This is a genomic window from Ruegeria pomeroyi DSS-3 (assembly GCF_000011965.2).
GTDB classification, from domain to species: domain Bacteria; phylum Pseudomonadota; class Alphaproteobacteria; order Rhodobacterales; family Rhodobacteraceae; genus Ruegeria_B; species Ruegeria_B pomeroyi.
Genome location: NC_003911.12, coordinates 662,985 through 678,832, shown reverse-complemented (window position 1 = coordinate 678,832; position 15,848 = coordinate 662,985). Strand labels below are relative to the sequence as shown.

The 15,848-nt window shown below is 65.8% G+C and carries 15 protein-coding genes; 13 read left to right on the top strand and 2 right to left on the bottom strand.

Annotated elements, in window-relative coordinates:
• Nucleotides 1-6: 6 nt before the first annotated feature.
• The 10 genes from SPO_RS03310 (at nucleotide 7) to SPO_RS22115 (ending at nucleotide 11,344) form a co-directional block, all read left to right on the top strand.
• Nucleotides 7-771 (top strand): sulfite exporter TauE/SafE family protein, encoded by a 765-nt coding sequence (locus tag SPO_RS03310; RefSeq protein ID WP_011046406.1) that lies wholly within the window; start codon nucleotides 7-9, stop codon nucleotides 769-771.
• Nucleotides 772-1,086: 315 nt separating this feature from the next.
• Nucleotides 1,087-2,472 (top strand): xanthine dehydrogenase small subunit, encoded by a 1,386-nt coding sequence (gene xdhA, locus SPO_RS03305; RefSeq protein ID WP_011046405.1) that lies wholly within the window; start codon nucleotides 1,087-1,089, stop codon nucleotides 2,470-2,472.
• On the top strand, nucleotides 2,469-4,799 hold the full coding sequence (xdhB, locus tag SPO_RS03300) for a xanthine dehydrogenase molybdopterin binding subunit (RefSeq protein WP_011046404.1): 2,331 nt from the start codon (nucleotides 2,469-2,471) through the stop codon (nucleotides 4,797-4,799). The genes xdhA and xdhB overlap by 4 nt, the downstream gene beginning before the upstream one ends.
• Nucleotides 4,789-5,757, top strand: a complete 969-nt coding sequence (gene xdhC, locus SPO_RS03295; RefSeq protein ID WP_011046403.1) for a xanthine dehydrogenase accessory protein XdhC — start codon at nucleotides 4,789-4,791, stop codon at nucleotides 5,755-5,757. Before xdhB ends, xdhC begins: the two co-directional genes overlap by 11 nt.
• Nucleotides 5,754-7,271 carry an ABC transporter ATP-binding protein gene (locus SPO_RS03290; protein ID WP_011046402.1) on the top strand — a complete coding sequence of 506 codons (1,518 nt, stop codon included), beginning with the start codon at nucleotides 5,754-5,756 and terminating at the stop codon, nucleotides 7,269-7,271. Before xdhC ends, SPO_RS03290 begins: the two co-directional genes overlap by 4 nt.
• A 54-nt stretch (nucleotides 7,272-7,325) precedes the next feature.
• Complete coding sequence (locus SPO_RS03285) at nucleotides 7,326-8,408, top strand: ABC transporter permease (RefSeq protein WP_011046401.1); 1,083 nt, start codon at nucleotides 7,326-7,328, stop codon at nucleotides 8,406-8,408.
• A gap of 3 nt (nucleotides 8,409-8,411) precedes the next feature.
• On the top strand, nucleotides 8,412-9,332 hold the full coding sequence (locus tag SPO_RS03280) for an ABC transporter permease (RefSeq protein WP_011046400.1): 921 nt from the start codon (nucleotides 8,412-8,414) through the stop codon (nucleotides 9,330-9,332).
• 53 nt (nucleotides 9,333-9,385) lie between these two features.
• The gene (locus SPO_RS03275) at nucleotides 9,386-10,459 is read left to right on the top strand and encodes a BMP family ABC transporter substrate-binding protein (RefSeq protein WP_011046399.1); all 1,074 of its coding nucleotides are present in this window, start codon (nucleotides 9,386-9,388) and stop codon (nucleotides 10,457-10,459) included.
• A 247-nt stretch (nucleotides 10,460-10,706) separates the two neighbouring features.
• Nucleotides 10,707-10,940, top strand: coding sequence for a hypothetical protein (locus tag SPO_RS03270; protein ID WP_044027890.1), 234 nt, complete (start codon nucleotides 10,707-10,709; stop codon nucleotides 10,938-10,940).
• 5 nt (nucleotides 10,941-10,945) lie between these two features.
• A complete protein-coding gene (locus SPO_RS22115; protein ID WP_051420309.1) occupies nucleotides 10,946-11,344 on the top strand; it encodes a hypothetical protein in 399 nt (132 codons plus the stop codon).
• A 45-nt stretch (nucleotides 11,345-11,389) separates the two neighbouring features.
• On the opposite strand, the gene SPO_RS03260 is transcribed toward SPO_RS22115, so the two are convergent.
• Together SPO_RS03260 and SPO_RS03255 are read right to left on the bottom strand one after the other, a co-directional pair.
• Nucleotides 11,390-12,628: an HlyD family secretion protein gene (locus SPO_RS03260; protein WP_011046396.1), complete on the bottom strand. Its 1,239-nt coding sequence runs from the start codon at nucleotides 12,626-12,628 to the stop codon at nucleotides 11,390-11,392.
• A 3-nt stretch (nucleotides 12,629-12,631) separates the two neighbouring features.
• Complete coding sequence (locus SPO_RS03255; RefSeq protein ID WP_044027888.1) at nucleotides 12,632-13,033, bottom strand: hypothetical protein; 402 nt, start codon at nucleotides 13,031-13,033, stop codon at nucleotides 12,632-12,634.
• Between the two features lie 151 nt (nucleotides 13,034-13,184).
• Here SPO_RS03255 and SPO_RS03250 point away from each other — a divergent pair, with 151 nt between their 5' ends.
• The 3 genes from SPO_RS03250 to SPO_RS03240 are packed head-to-tail and all read left to right on the top strand — an operon-like array spanning nucleotide 13,185 to nucleotide 15,837.
• Complete coding sequence (locus SPO_RS03250) at nucleotides 13,185-14,123, top strand: aldo/keto reductase (RefSeq protein WP_011046394.1); 939 nt, start codon at nucleotides 13,185-13,187, stop codon at nucleotides 14,121-14,123.
• On the top strand, nucleotides 14,120-15,190 hold the full coding sequence (locus SPO_RS03245; protein ID WP_011046393.1) for an NAD(P)/FAD-dependent oxidoreductase: 1,071 nt from the start codon (nucleotides 14,120-14,122) through the stop codon (nucleotides 15,188-15,190). The genes SPO_RS03250 and SPO_RS03245 overlap by 4 nt, the downstream gene beginning before the upstream one ends.
• A complete protein-coding gene (locus tag SPO_RS03240; RefSeq protein WP_011046392.1) occupies nucleotides 15,187-15,837 on the top strand; it encodes a DUF938 domain-containing protein in 651 nt (216 codons plus the stop codon). The genes SPO_RS03245 and SPO_RS03240 overlap by 4 nt, the downstream gene beginning before the upstream one ends.
• Nucleotides 15,838-15,848 lie beyond the last annotated feature (11 nt).

Sequence of the window (15,848 nt, the reverse complement as noted above, 5' to 3'; positions counted from 1 at the left end):
TCGCCCTTGGACCTGTTCCTCACCTTTGCCCTTGTCGGCTTCTTTGCGCAGCTTGCGGACAGCGCCCTGGGCATGGGGTTCGGCGTCATCTCGGCCTCGGTCCTGCTGGCGCAGGGGGTGCCGCCACCGCTGGTCTCGGCCAGTGTCAACGCGGCCAAGGTGCCCACCGGCATCGTTGCGGGCCTGTCCCATGCGCTCAACGGCAATATCGACAAGGCGCTGTTTATGCGGCTGGCGCTGTCCGGGGCGGCGGGCGGCCTTGTCGGCGCGCTCATCCTGGGAGAGTTGAAGCGCCCGGTCCTGACCGTGATCATCGCCAGCTACCTGTTGCTGATCGGCGGGCTGATCCTGTGGCGCGGGCTATCGGGACGGGCGCCGCGCCTGCTGGCGACTGGCCGGATCTCGGTGCTGGGGGCGACGGGCGGGCTGATCGAGGGGATCGGCGGCAGCTGGGGGCCGGTGGTGACCAGCGGGCTGATCGGGTCGGGGCACGAGCCGCGCCGCGCCATCGGATCCTCGGCGCTGGCCGAGCTTGCGGTCAGCCTGACGGTGTTCCTGGCGCTGATGGCCGGGTACCATCTGGGCCGTTGGGGCACCGGGCGCGATCTGCACGAGGTGCTGTTACCGGTCGCGGGGCTGGTGGCGGGTGGCGTGCCGGCCGCCCTTGTGGGCGGTCGCCTGGCGGCGGTCCTACCCAGACGCCCCCTTACCGTGGCGGTTGGCCTGCTGGCCATCGCGATCGGCCTGCAACGGCTGGCCTCGCTGCTTTGAGGGCGGGCGACGGGCCGGAAACTACCGCCAATTCCCAAAACAGCCCGCCGCGATTATTCGCAAAAACATGAAGGTCTTTCAAAACCTGTTCCCGGTCTCTCGGGCAAACAGATGATTCAAATGGGTAAATCTGACCATTCTCTCACCCTTTCGAAACAAGTTGGCGAAAATTGCTGCATCGCAGATGGAGTTTTTCTTGCCAGACGGCGGTTCCCGTTTCTAACCTTGAGGACAGATAACAGCCCGGCCCCCTTCTACGTCGCATCGAAGGCGGGCACACCTGGGCCAACAGGGTAACGCGACCGGTTTCACAGGATGGACATCTCGTTTCTTCTGAACGGAGAGACAGTCACGCTGGCGGGGGTAGACCCCACCGCGACACTGCTCGATTGGCTGCGCGAGGCGCGTGGATTGACCGGCACCAAGGAAGGTTGCAACGAAGGCGATTGCGGTGCCTGCACCGTGATGATCAGCGATGCTGAAAGCAGCCGCGCGCTCAACGCCTGCATCCTGTTCCTGCCACAACTCGACGGCAAGGCGGTGCGCACGGTCGAGGGGCTGGGCGGCACCCATCCGGTGCAGCAGGCCATGGTCACCCATCACGGCAGCCAGTGCGGTTTCTGCACCCCGGGCTTTGTGATGTCGATGGCCGCAAGCCATGCCGAGGGCGCCACCGATCACGACACCCAGCTGGCCGGCAATCTCTGCCGCTGCACCGGCTACGCCCCGATCATCCGCGCCGCCCGCGCTGTCGAGGACGCGCCGAAACCCGACTGGCTCGCCACCGATCGTGCCTTCATATCGCCGGAAATACTCCGGGGAGAGGCCGCAGGCCGGGGGGCAGAGCCCCCTGCCGCACCAACCTCAAGCAATGAACTGGCGGCCCTTTACGACGCCCATCCCGACGCCACGCTGGTCGCCGGGGCGACCGACGTCGGCCTCTGGGTGACCAAGCAGCTGCGCGAGTTGCCCAAGGTGATCTTTCTCTCAGGCTGCGCCGATCTGAAAGATATCGAGATCACCGATACCCATGTGCGCCTGGGCGCCATGGTCGACATGAACCGGATGCGCGACGCCCTGGCCCCCCTGCATCCCTCTTATGGCGAGATGATCCGCCGCTATGCCAGCGTGCAGGTGCGCAATGCCGCCACTGTCGGCGGCAACATCGCCAATGGCTCGCCCATCGGCGACAACCCGCCCGCGCTGATCGCGCTGGGTGCCACCCTGCATCTGCGCAAGGGTGACACACGCCGCGACCTGCCGCTCGAGGCGTTCTTTCTCGACTACGGCAAGCAGGACCGCGCGCCGGGTGAATTTGTCGAGGCGGTGAGCTTCCCGCGCCAGCCCGACCGGCTGAAATGCTACAAGCTGTCGAAGCGCTTCGATCAGGATATCTCGGCCGTCTGCGGCTGTTTCAACATCACCGTCGAGGGTGGCACCGTCACCGCCGCCCGCATCGCCTTTGGCGGTATGGCGGGCATCCCGAAACGTGCCAGCGCGGTCGAGGCCGCGCTGATCGGCCAGCCCTGGACGCAACAGGTTGTTAACGCGGCCCTGCCAGAGTTTGAACGGGACTTCACCCCGATGTCGGACATGCGCGCCTCGGCCCGCTATCGGATGGAGACCGCCAAGGCGATGCTGAGCCGCTATTTCGCCGAGGATCAGGGCCATTTGGCCAATGTGCTGGAGGTACGGGCATGAGCGTCGCCAAACCCCTGCCCCATGACGCGGCCCCGCTGCACGTGGCCGGCACCGCCCGCTATGTCGACGATATCCCCACCCCGCGCGATACGCTGCATCTGGCCTTTGGCCTGAGCACGATTGCCAAGGGGCGGATCACCGCGATGGATCTGGACGCGGTACGGAAAGCACCCGGCGTGGTCCGGGTGATGGTGGCCGATGACCTGCCCTTTGCCAATGATGTCTCGCCCTCGGCCCATGACGAGCCGCTGTTGTCGGACGGCACCGTTCACTACGTAGGTCAGCCGCTGTTCGTGGTGGTGGCGACCAGCCACCTGGCCGCGCGCAAGGCGGTACGGCGGGCGCGGATCGACTATGCCGAGGAACCCGCGATCCTGACCATCGAACAGGCGCTGGCGGCCAACAGCCGGTTCGAGGACGGGCCGCGCATCTATGAAAAGGGTGATGCCGAGGCGGCGATTTCCGGGGCGGCTCATGTCATCGAGGGCACATTCGAGCTGGGCGGGCAGGAACATTTCTATCTCGAAGGTCAGGCCGCGCTGGCCTTGCCCGGCGAGGGCGGTGACATGCTGGTGCACAGTTCCACCCAGCACCCGACCGAGATTCAGCACAAGGTGGCCGAGGCGCTTGGCGTGCCGATGCACGCCGTCCGGGTCGAGACCCGCCGCATGGGCGGCGGTTTCGGAGGCAAGGAGAGCCAGGGCAACGCGCTGGCGGTGGCCTGCGCCGTGGCGGCGCGCGCCACGGGGCGTGCCTGCAAGATGCGCTATGACCGCGACGACGACATGGTGATCACCGGCAAGCGCCATGCCTTCCGCATCGCCTATCGCGCCGGGTTCGACGCGGAGGGGCGGATTCAGGGCGTCTCCTTCTTGCATCACGCGATCTGCGGCTGGGCGCAGGACCTGTCGCTGCCGGTCGCGGACCGGGCGATGCTGCATGCGGACAATGCCTATCTGCTGCCCAATGCCCGGATCGAGAGCCACCGGCTGAAGACCAACACGCAATCCGCCACCGCCTATCGCGGGTTCGGCGGGCCGCAGGGGATGGTCGGGATCGAGCGGGTGATGGACCATGCCGCGCATGTGCTGGGGATCGACCCGGTCGAGTTGAGGCAGCGTAATTACTATGCGGCGCCGGTGGGGGGCGCTGCCCCCCACATCCCCCGGAGTATTTCCAACCAGAAAGAAGCCAATACCACGCCCTATGGGCAGGTGGTCGAGGATTTCGAACTGCACGGGATGACCGAAGCGCTGCTGACCAGTTCGGATTACGCCGCGCGCAAGGCGGCGGTGGCGGCGTGGAACGCGGCCAATCCGATCGTCAAGCGGGGGATCGCGTTTTCACCGGTGAAGTTCGGGATTTCCTTTACCCTGACCCATCTGAACCAGGCGGGCGCGCTGGTGCATGTCTATCAGGATGGCTCTGTACATTTGAATCATGGCGGCACCGAGATGGGCCAGGGCCTGTTCCAGAAGGTGGCGCAGGTGGCCGCAAGCCGGTTCGGCATTCCGCTGGAGATGGTGAAGATCACCGCCACCGACACCGCCAAGGTGCCCAATACCTCGGCCACCGCGGCCTCGTCGGGATCGGACCTGAACGGCATGGCGGTCAAGGCCGCCTGCGACACCATCCGCGACCGGATGGCGGCGTATCTCGCCGAGCGGCATCAGGCGGAGGTCGCCTCGGTCCGGTTCGGGAATGGTCATGTCGAGGTGGGCGAGGCGCGCTACAGCTTTGCCGAGGCGGCGGCGCTGGCCTATCAGGGGCGGATCAGCCTGTCGGCGACCGGGTTCTACAAGACGCCCAAGATCGAGTGGGACCGCATCCAGGGGCGCGGGCGGCCGTTCTACTACTTTGCCTATGGCGCCTCGGTGACCGAGGTGGCGGTGGACACGCTGACCGGCGAATACCGCATCCTGCGCGCGGACATCCTGCATGATGCCGGCGCCTCGCTGAACCCCGATCTGGATATCGGCCAGGTCGAGGGCGGCTACGTGCAGGGCGCGGGCTGGCTGACCACCGAGGAGCTGGTCTGGGACGATCACGGGCGGCTCAGGACGCATGCGCCCTCGACCTACAAGATCCCGGCCTGTTCGGACCGGCCCGAGGTGTTCAACGTGGCGCTGTGGGACGGGCAGAACCGCGAGGACACGATCTATCGGTCGAAGGCCGTGGGCGAGCCGCCCTTCATGCTGGGGATTTCGGCCTGGCTGGCTTTGTCTGATGCCGTGGCATCCTGTGGCGATGCCTATCCGGCGCTGAACGCGCCCGCGACGGCGGAGGAGGTCTGGAAAGGCATCCGGAGGCTTGGCGATGGCGTTTGATCTGGAGGGGCTGCGCGCGGCGGTGGCCGCGCATGGGCGAGTGACCAGGGTGGTGATCGCGGCGATCAGGGGATCGTCCCCGCGCGAGGTGGGCGCGGCGATGCTGGTCTGGGAGAACGGCCAGTCCGGTACCATCGGAGGCGGCGCGCTGGAGTTTCAGGCGGCAGAGGCGGCCCGCGCCGGGCGGCTGGGGCTGAGCCGGCATGCGCTGGGGCCGGAGCTGGGCCAGTGTTGCGGCGGAGCGGTGACGCTGTTGACGGAAAGCTGGGATGCGGCGCGGCTTGATACGGTCGAAGGCACGGTGGTCGCGCGGCCAGCGCTGCCGTTTTCCGGCACGGAAAACGGGCCGGAAACCTTGCAGGTTTCCGGCGCGCCACTCGCGCTCAGGCGCCTGCTCGCGCAGGCGCGTGGACAGGGTGTGCTGCCCAAGGCACAGCTGGTCGGCGACTGGATGGTCGAGCCGGTGCTAAGACCGGCGCGGCAGCTCTGGATCTGGGGCGCGGGCCATGTGGGCCGGGCGCTGGTCGATGTGCTGTCGCCGCTGCCCGAGATCGCCATCACCTGGGTCGATACCGGGGTGGAGCGGTTTCCCGAAACCATCCCCGCCGGGGTGACGCCGCTGCCAGCGGCGCAGCCCGCCGATCTGGTGGGTTATGCGCCGAAAGAGGCCGAGCACCTGATCCTGACCTATTCGCATGAATTGGACCTGGAACTGTGCAACCGTCTGCTGCGGCACGATTTTGCCTTTGCGGGGCTGATTGGCTCGGCTACCAAATGGGCGCGATTCCGGTCGCGGCTGGCCGCGCTTGGCCACGGTCCGCAGCAGATCGCCCGCATCACCTGCCCCATCGGCGATCCCGCCCTGGGCAAACATCCCGCCAGCATCGCCATTGGCGTTGCCGCCCGGCTCTTGAGCCCGGCGCATAGCGAAACGACAAGGAAGGAGCTGAGCGCGTGAGCACACCACTTCTGAGCATCAAGGGGCTGACCAAGGCCTATCCCGGCGTGGTCGCCAATGACAACGTCAGTTTCGACATTGGCGAGGGCGAGGTACATGCCCTGCTGGGCGAGAACGGCGCGGGCAAATCGACGCTGGTCAAGATGATCTATGGGCTGGTCAAGCCCGACAGCGGCACCATGTCCCTGCGCGGCGCGCCTTATGCGCCGCCCGAGCCGCGCGCGGCGCGGGCCGATGGGATCGCCATGGTGTTCCAGCATTTCTCGCTGTTCGATGCGCTGAACGTGGCCGAGAACATCGCGCTGGGGATGGAGAATCCGCCCGCGATGGGCGATCTGGCCGCGCGCATCCGCGAGGTGAGCGAGACCTATGGCCTGCCGCTCGATCCGTTCCGCACGGTGGGCGACCTGAGCGCGGGCGAGCGGCAGCGGGTCGAGATCATCCGCTGTCTGCTGCAGGATCCCAAGCTGTTGATCATGGATGAACCGACCAGCGTGCTGACCCCGCAAGAGGTCGAGATCCTGTTCCAGACGCTGCAAAAACTGCGCTCCGAGGGGACCTCGATCCTCTATATCAGCCACAAGCTGGAGGAGATCCGCACGCTTTGCGACCATGCGACCATCCTGCGGCTGGGCAAGAACGTGGGTGAATGCACACCCGCCGAGACCTCGGCCCGCGACATGGCCGAGATGATGGTGGGCACGGCGCTGAAGACGCCGGAGCGGTCGGGCCGCGAGTTCGGCGAGATCGCGCTGGATATCTCGGGCCTGTCGGTGCCCTCGCCCAGCGAGTTTGGCACCTCGCTGAAGAACGTGCATATGACGGTGCGCAAGGGCGAGGTTCTTGGCATCGGCGGGGTTGCGGGCAACGGGCAGGACGAGCTCTTGGCCGTCTTGTCGGGCGAGATCCTGACGGCGGCGGACGCGGTCAAGAAGGATGGCCAGCCGGTGGGCCGGCTGGGTCCGGTGGCGCGGCGGCGGTTGGGTCTTTTGACGGCGCCCGAAGAACGGCTGGGCCATGCGGCGGCGCCGAATATGAGCCTGACGGAAAACGCGCTGCTCACCGGGTCGGTGCGCGAGGGGCTGGAAAGCAACGGGTTCCTGAAATGGGCTGAAACGCGCGAGTTTGCCGAGCGGATCATCAAGGAATTCGACGTGCGCACGCCGGGGCCGGAAAACGCGGCGCGCTCGCTCTCGGGCGGCAACCTGCAGAAATTCGTCATCGGGCGCGAGGTGTTGCAGAACCCTGACGTGCTGGTGGTGAACCAGCCCACCTGGGGCGTGGATGCATCGGCGGCGGCGGCAATCCGGCAGGCGCTGCTGGATCTGGCGGCCAAGGGCGCGGCGGTGGTCTGCATCAGTCAGGATCTGGACGAGCTGATGGAGATTTCGGATACGTTCGCGGCGCTGAACGAGGGACGGCTGAGCGCACCGCGCGACACCACCGGGCTGACCGTGGACGAGATCGGCCTGATGATGGGCGGCGCCCACGGGATGGAGGTGGCACATGTCTGACCGCAACCCGAAACAGCCTGACAACAAGAACACCGTGATGGGGGGAACGCGCGGATGATCGTTCTGGAGAAACGGCCGCAGCCGTCGCGCGCGTGGTCGCTGGCGACACCGCTGGTGGCGGTGCTGGCCACCATGTTTTTCGGCGGGCTGCTGTTCGCGGCCCTTGGCAAGAACCCGGTCGAGGCGATCGGCACCATTTTCTGGGAACCGCTGTTTGGCGAATACTCCTTTTATTACCGCCCGCAACTGCTGGTGAAAGGGGCGCCTTTGGTGCTGATCGCCATTGGCCTTTCTCTGGGGTTTCGCGCGGGCATCTGGAACATCGGGGCCGAGGGGCAGTACATCATGGGCGCCATCGTGGGCGCCGGTGTCGGGCTGGCCTTTTACCCGATGGAGGCGTTTTATGTCTTTCCGCTGATGGTGATTGCCGGGGCATTGGGCGGATGGGCCTGGGCCATGGTGCCCGCCTTCCTCAAGGTACGCTTTGGCACCAACGAGATCCTGGTCTCGCTGATGATGGTCTATGTGGCCGAACAGCTGTTGGCCTCGATGTCGCTGGGCCTGCTCAAGAACCCCGAAGGCTTCGGCTTTCCCGGCTCGCGCAACCTGCAATCCTATGCCAGCGCGCATAATGCCGAGCTGATCGAGGGATCGGGGATGCATTGGGGCGTGGTGGCGGCGCTGATCGCCGTGATCTTCGCCTATGTGCTGCTCAACCGGCACATGACCGGGTTCCACATCCGGCTGACCGGCGAGGCGCCGCGGGCGGCGCGGTTTGCTGGGGTGAAACCGGCCCGGCTGATCCTGTTCTGCCTCGGCGTCTCGGGCGCGCTGGCGGGGCTGGCGGGGATGTTCGAGGTTTCGGGCCCCTCGGGCCAGGTCAGCATCGATTTCAACGTCGGCTATGGCTTTACCGCGATCATCGTGGCCTTTCTGGGCCGCCTGCATCCGGTGGGCATCCTGCTGGCCGGGGGGCTGATGGCGCTGACCTATATCGGCGGCGAGATCGCACAGGGCAGCCTGGGCCTGCCCGCCGCCGCGATCCAGGTGTTCCAGGGGATGCTTCTCTTCTTCCTGCTGGCGCTGGATCTGTTGACCAATTACCGCATCCGTGCGGCTCGCAAAGAGGTGGCGTGAACCATGGACCTGTCTGCAATCAATCCCGTCCTGCTGGTGGCCTCTCTTATGGTCGCGGCAACCCCTCTCTTGCTGGCCGCCATCGGGGAGCTGGTGGTGGAAAAGGCCGGTGTCCTGAACCTCGGCGTCGAGGGCATGATGATCACCGGCGCCATCTGCGGCTTTGCCATCTCGGTCGAGACCGGCTCGCCCTGGCTGGGCTTCATCGCCGCCGCCATCGGGGGCGCGATCCTGTCGCTGCTCTTTGTACTGATGACCCAGGTGGCGCTGGCCAACCAGGTCGCCAGCGGTCTGGCGCTGACGCTGTTCGGTCTTGGGCTGAGCGCGCTGATGGGCCAGTCTTATGTCGGGATCAAACCGCCCGCGATGGGGCGGCTCGACCTGCCGGTGCTGAGCGATCTGCCGGTGGTGGGGCCGATCCTGTTCAGCCATGACCCGATCCTCTATCTTGGCATCCTGCTGACCGCCGGGGTCTGGTGGGTGCTGAAATACAGCCGCGCGGGCCTGATCCTGCGCGCGGTGGGCGAAAACCACGATGCCGCCCATGCACTGGGCTACAAGGTGATCCGCATCCGCATCCTGGCGATCATGTTCGGCGGCGCCTGCGCGGGGCTGGGTGGCGCCTATATCAGCCTGATCCGGGTGCCTCAGTGGACCGAGGGCATGACCGCCGGTGTCGGCTGGATCGCGCTGGCACTGGTGGTGTTTGCCAGCTGGAAACCCTGGCGCGCGCTGCTGGGTGCCTATCTTTTTGGCGGCGTTACCGTGGTCCAGCTGAACCTGCAGGCGGCGGGCGTTGCCATCCCGGTCGAGTATCTGGCAATGTCGCCCTATCTCATCACGATCCTTGTGCTTGTGATCCTTTCTGCGGACAAAAGCGGCGCGCCTGCCGCACTTGGACGCAGCTTCCACGCCTCTCATTGACGAGGGGCCAACTACAACGAAACTGCAAACGAACCATAAAGGGGAGTCACTAAATGAAATTCACCTCACTTCTCGCAAGTGCCGCAATGGCGCTGGGTCTGGCGACCGGCGCCATGGCGGATGACAAGACCAAGGTCGGTTTTGTCTATGTCGGCCCGGTCGGCGACGGCGGCTGGACCTATGAACACGACAAGGGCCGCCAGGCCGTCGAGGCGGAGTTCGGCGACAAGGTCGAAACCGTGTTCGTCGAAAGCGTACCCGAGGGCCCGGATGCCGAGCGGGTGATGACCCAGATGGCACTGGAAGGCGCCGACCTGATCTTTACCACCTCGTTCGGCTACATGGATCCGACGATCAACGTGGCCAAGAAATTCCCCAAGGTGAAGTTCGAGCACGCCACCGGCTACAAGCAGGCCGAAAACGTGTCGGTCTATTCGGCCCGTTTCTATGAAGGCCGCGCCGTGCAGGGCACCATCGCCGGGCGCATGACCAAGTCGAACATCGTGGGCTATATCGGGTCGTACCCGATCCCCGAGGTGATCCGGGGCATCAACTCGGCCTTTATCCACGCCCGCAAGGTGAACCCGGACGTGCAGTTCAAGATCGTCTGGGCCTATACCTGGTTCGATCCGGCGAAAGAGGCCGACGCCGCCAAGGTGCTGATAGAACAAGGTGCGGACGTGATCCTGCAGCACACCGACTCGACCGCGCCGCAGGCCGCCGCGCAGGCCGCGGGTAACGTGATCACCTTTGGCCAGGCCTCGGACATGAGCGAATATGCCCCGATGCCGCGCGTCAGCTCGATCATCGACAACTGGGCGCCCTATTACATCGCCCGCACCAAGGCGGTGATGGATGGCACCTGGACCAGCGTCAGCACCTGGGACGGCATCGGTGCCGGCATGGTGGGCATCGGCGAGATCTCGGACGCGGTTCCGGCCGATGTGAAGGCCGAGGCGCTGGCGCTGAAGGACGCGCTTGCCAACGGATCCTATCACGCGTTCACCGGCCCGCTGAAGAAGCAGGACGGTTCGGACTGGCTGGCCGCGGGCGAAACCGCCGATGACGGCACGCTGGCGGGCATGAACTTCTATGTCGAAGGCATCGAAGGCGACATCCCGAACTGATCCCAGGTCGAATGATCGGACCAAAGGCCCCGCCCCGGCGGGGCCTTTTTCATTCCGGCGCGCGCTGCCGGGCCAAGAAAATTCGACGAATTTTCTTGGTCGTCCAGCCGCAAGCGTTTCGGCGGAGTTTCGCCCATGCGTGCAATGGGGTCTGGTTTTCCCGCATAGGGTGCGAGTGCGCGCAGATGTATTCTGTCCCTGCCCCGCACGTATTTTCAGGGGCGGCATTTTCATCAAGGAGACTGACATGGCACGATTTGTTGTCGATACCGGCGATCTGGAAATGGACAAGAGCACCGAGATGGAGCTTCAGGGCGACATCCAGAAGCTGGTCCTGGGCCATATCGCCCGCACCGGGTTCGAGAAACCCTGGGTGACCAAGTTCCCGCGCGAATGGTACGGGATCATCCTGCATCCTGACCTGGGCCCACTGCTGGAGCGCGAAAAGCAGCTGGGCGGCATGCTCGCCCGCCTGGGGTGAAACCGATGTCCAGCCCGGACAGGACCTGCCCGAGCGCGCGCTGCGCGCCGGGCAACCAGCTCTTGGGCGTCAAGGGGCCGGACGGGCATGTGCGCCATCTGCGCAGTTCCATGACCATCGACGCCGATTTCGTCGAAACCGCCTCTGCCCATGGCAAGCCCGAGGCGCGCATGCGCTTTTCCTCCCCCTGCGCGACCTCGGGCTGTGCGCAATGGACCGGCAGCCGCTGCGGCGTGATCGACCATGTTCTGTCGCATCTGGAGCAGGCGCAGGTGCCGCTGGCCGATCACCTGCCGCCCTGCCCGATCCGGGCCAGCTGCCGCTGGTTCGATCAGACCGGCGAAATCGCCTGCCGCGCCTGCAGCATGGTGATCACCGATCAGTCGGCCATTGCCGCCGAATAGGAAAGGGGCCGGAAACGGCCCCTTTCACTCACCTGTCGCGTGGACTCAATGCCCGCCCGAGAACACCAGGCTCTGTACCGGCATCAACAGCACCCGCAATCTCAGGCCGGCGGCATGTACGACGCCGATCGTGTCGACCACATGCAGAAAGACGCGTTCGAAACCGCCCATATCCGTGTCATGTGCCAGCCGGTAGTGATTGTTGGTATAAACATTGGCGAGGCAGGCGCTGCCCGGTGGCAGCAGGTCCGCGCCGCCCTCGTAGAGCGGTTCCATGTAGACGGTCACGCTGCCCGGCATCAGGTTCCTGGCCGGATCGCGCAGCACGTCGGTGGGGTGGATCTGCCCCGAGGGGATCACGTCCTGCACCGCCACCACCACCATCGGGACGATGGTAAAGGGTTTGGTCATGCAACCGATTTCGCCGATCATGCCCGGTTTGATCACCTGCGCCGCCATCTGGTTGAACCCGGCCTGGAACCGGCCCCGACCCGAATGCGACGGCACCAGTATGCCCGCAGGCCGCAACAGCGGACTGACATAGTCGCCAACCTGAAGTCCGAACTGTTCGATCCGGCCATCGACCCCCGCAACGACCAGTGTCTTGCCCAGTTCGGCCTTGGCCAGTTCCAGTTGCGCCTGGGCGCTGGCCATCTGGGCGGGGATCAGCACCTCGATCTGCTGCTGCGCGGCCGCCTTGCCGGCCTCGGCCGCCTGCAACAGCGCCTCGCGCTCGCTGACCAGATTGTCGAGCCGCTCGATCTCGGTCAGGCGCACCGCGCTCGACCCCTGATCCTTGAGCGTCTGGTTGCGGGCCAGATCCTCTTGCGCCTGAGTCAGCGCCGCCCTTGCCTGGGCGATGCCCGCGTCGGCCATGGCCAGATCGGTCAGCGCCAGCTTGCGCGATGCCTCGATCTGGGCGATGCCGGCATGGGCCGCCTCGACCCCCGCCTGCTGCGACAGGCTTTCGAGCCGCAGGATCGGCTGGCCCGCCTCGATCGGTTGGTTGTTTTCCACATAGACCTCTTCGACGCGCCCTCCCACCTGCGGCAGGATCGTCACGGTGCGGAAATACGAGGTCACCGCATTGGTCGCGGGGTGGAAATAGAACAGCGTGGTGATGACCATCAGGGTCAGCATGGCACAGCTGGTCAGGCCCCAGCGCAATTCGTACCAGACCGAGAACAGCGTCAGCTCGTGGCCGATCCGCTTGCCCTGGACGTATCGGCGGAACAGGTAGTCGGGCAGCAGCGTGACAAGCGCGCAGAGTATCGTTTCCAGCATGGTTCAGTGCCCTTCGGTCGCTGCGGCGGGATGCGGGGTTGGTTCCGGCGCACGCTCGGACGGGGTCGCGTTGCCCTGATCCTCGGTCTTGCCAAGCCCGCGTATCGCGTCGGAAATGGCGCGCAAGGGGGCCGCCAGATCGGGGATCTGGAACCCAGCTACCAGCACCGCGGCCACCCAGAACACGTTGTTATGGGTGAACAGCGCCAGCAGCGCCAATATGCCCACCAGCTGGAACTGGGAATGATTGTTCTTGTGCGCCATGCGTTCCGGCAGGGCATGCAGGGTGAAATATCCGACCCCGATCAGCAGGATCAGGCCTACCGTGAACACCGCCATGACGGTGAACAGATAATCGCTGCCATCCGCAGCCACGATATAGCGCGGAAGATGCTCGGAGGCCATCGGATGTATGTTGCTCGTACTCAAATCCCTCTCCCGAAATGGCTTGTGGTTCAAAATCACTATGCGCGGTCAAAGGGCTGCGGCGCAAGCACGAGACGGTGTGTCGGATTCGCTCTTTTCGACCCATTCGGCACATGCCATGGTTCGCGCCATGACAGCGACCCTCACCACCCCCGACGGTAGACCGGCAAGCGCCTTTGCCTTTGGCACCATGCAATTCGGCGGCCGCGCCGATGCGGCGGCATCGGCTGCCATGTACGCCGCCTGCCGCGCCGCCGGCATCAGCCATTTCGACACTGCTTATGTCTATACCGACGGCAGGTCCGAGACCCTGTTGGGCGGTATGATCGGGGCCGAGCGCGACCGGCTGCTGATCGCCACCAAGGTGGGCTATTTGGGGGGCGCGGGGGCAGCAAATATCCGGGCGCAGTTCGATATCTGCCGCCAGCGGCTCGGGCTCGACATGATCGATGCGCTTTATCTGCATCGGTTCGATCCCGACACCGACCTCAACGAGACGATGGAATGCCTGGCGCGGCTGCGCGATGCCGGGCAGATCCGCTATGTCGGCCTGTCGAATTTCGCCGCCTGGCAGGTGATGAAGGCGGTGGCGGTGGCCGGTCTGTTCGACCTGCGCATCGACCTGTTGCAGCCGATGTACAACCTGGTCAAGCGCCAGGTCGAGGTCGAAATCCTGCCGATGTGCGCCGATCAGGGGATCGCGGTGGCGGCCTATTCGCCGCTGGGCGGCGGGCTCTTGACCGGAAAATATGTCGGCGGCGGCGCAGGGCGGCTGACCGAGGATGACCGCTATGGTGCGCGCTATGGGCTGGACTGGATGCCACGTGCGGCCGAGGGTCTGGTGCGGATCGGGGCCGAGTTGGGAGTCGACCCGGCGACGCTGGCGGTGGCCTGGGTGGCGGCCAGCCCGCTGGGCGCGCAGCCGATCATTTCGGCCCGCTCGGCCGAACAGTTGCGGCCCTCGCTGGCGGCGATGAACTATGAAATGCCGCCAGAGCTTTACGCGCGGCTCACGGCACTCAGCCCGACACCGCCCCCGGCGACGGACAGGATCGAGGAACAGGCATGATCGACTTTCTGGTGATCGGCGGCGGCATCGCGGGCCTGAGCGCGGGCGCCCGCCTGTCGGCGCATGGCAAGGTCACGGTGCTCGAGGCCGAAGAGGCGCTGGGATACCACGCCTCGGGCCGCTCGGCGGCGCTGTTCGAGCAGGCTTATGGCAAACCGGCGGTGGTCGCGCTGAACCGGGCCAGCGCCGCGTATCACCATACAGCCAACGGCGGCTATCTGACCCCGCGCGGGCTGATGCTGGTGGGCGCTGCCGATCAGGCGGAGGCGTTTCAGGCCGATATCGTCGATATGGAGATGACGCCGGTCTCGCTGGACGAGGCCCGCGCCATGGTGCCCATCCTGAACCCGGAAACGGTGGTCTATACCGCCTATCATGCCGAGGCCTGGGATATCGACACCGACCGGCTGATGCAGGATTTCGCCCGCGTGATCCGCGCCAATGGCGGCGCGGTGCTGACCCGGCAACGGGTGAGCCGCATTGCACACGGCGCGGTCTGGCAGGTCGAGGCCGGAGAGGTGTTCGAGGCGCGCAACATCGTCAATGCCGCGGGCGCCTGGGCCGATCAGGTGGCTGTGATGGCCGGGGTGGCGCCGATCGGTTTGCAACCCTACCGCCGCTCGATGGCGCGCATTCCCGCGCCGGGCGGTCATGACCTGAGTGGCTGGCCGATGTTGATGGGCGCCGGCGAGAGTTGGTACGCCAAGCCTGACGCGGGGAAACTGATCATTTCCCCCGCCGATGCCGACCCGGTCGAACCGCAGGACGCCTGGGCCGATGACATGGTGCTGGCCGAAGGGCTGGCGCGCTATCAGGAGATGGTGACCGAGGAGGTCACCCGGATGGATAGCAACTGGGCGGGCTTGCGCAGCTTTGCCCCCGATCGGGTGCTGGTGCTGGGGCCGGACCCGGATCAGCGCGATTTCATTTGGTGCGCCGGTCAGGGCGGCTATGGGTTCCAGACCTCGCCTGCGGCCTCGCAACTGCTGTGTGACCTGGTGACAGGCGCCGCGCCTGAGATCGAAGCCAGGATGGTGGCGCAGCTGCGGCCGGAGCGCCTCAGATGAGCCGCACGCCGCCCTCGGTTGCCAGTATCGCCACGCAGGGCGACGGCGCACGCATGGTGGCGCCTGCGGCGGAACGCAATATGGCCGCGCTCTGCGACCTGCTAGCGCAGGTGGCCCGGCATCAGGGCCGCGCGCTGGAACTGGCCAGCGGCACCGGCCAGCATGTCAGTGCCTTTGCCGCGCGGCTGCCCGGGCTGCAGTGGCAACCGACCGAGGTGGACGCACAACGCCGCGCCAGCATCGATGCCTATTGCGAAGCCCTGGACACTGTCGCCCCGGCGCAAGAGCTGAACGCGACGCGCCCCGGATGGGGCGCGGACTGGGCGGGTCAGGATCTGGTGGTACTGATCAACCTCCTCCATCTGATTTCCGAAGGGGAGGCTGCAACCCTGATCTCCGAGGCCGCCGCAGCGCTGGCGCCGGGCGGGCGGCTGGTGATCTACGGCCCTTTCATGCGGGCGGGCGAATTGACCAGCGAGGGCGACGAACGCTTCCACGCGGCGCTGACGGCGCAGGACCCGGAAATCGGTTACAAGGACGATTTCGACATCATCGACCGGATGCAGGAAGCCGGGCTGGAGTTGGCCGAGGTGGTCGAAATGCCCGCCAACAACCTCGCTCTGATCGCCGAAAAACCGCGCATCTGATCCAGATCAAG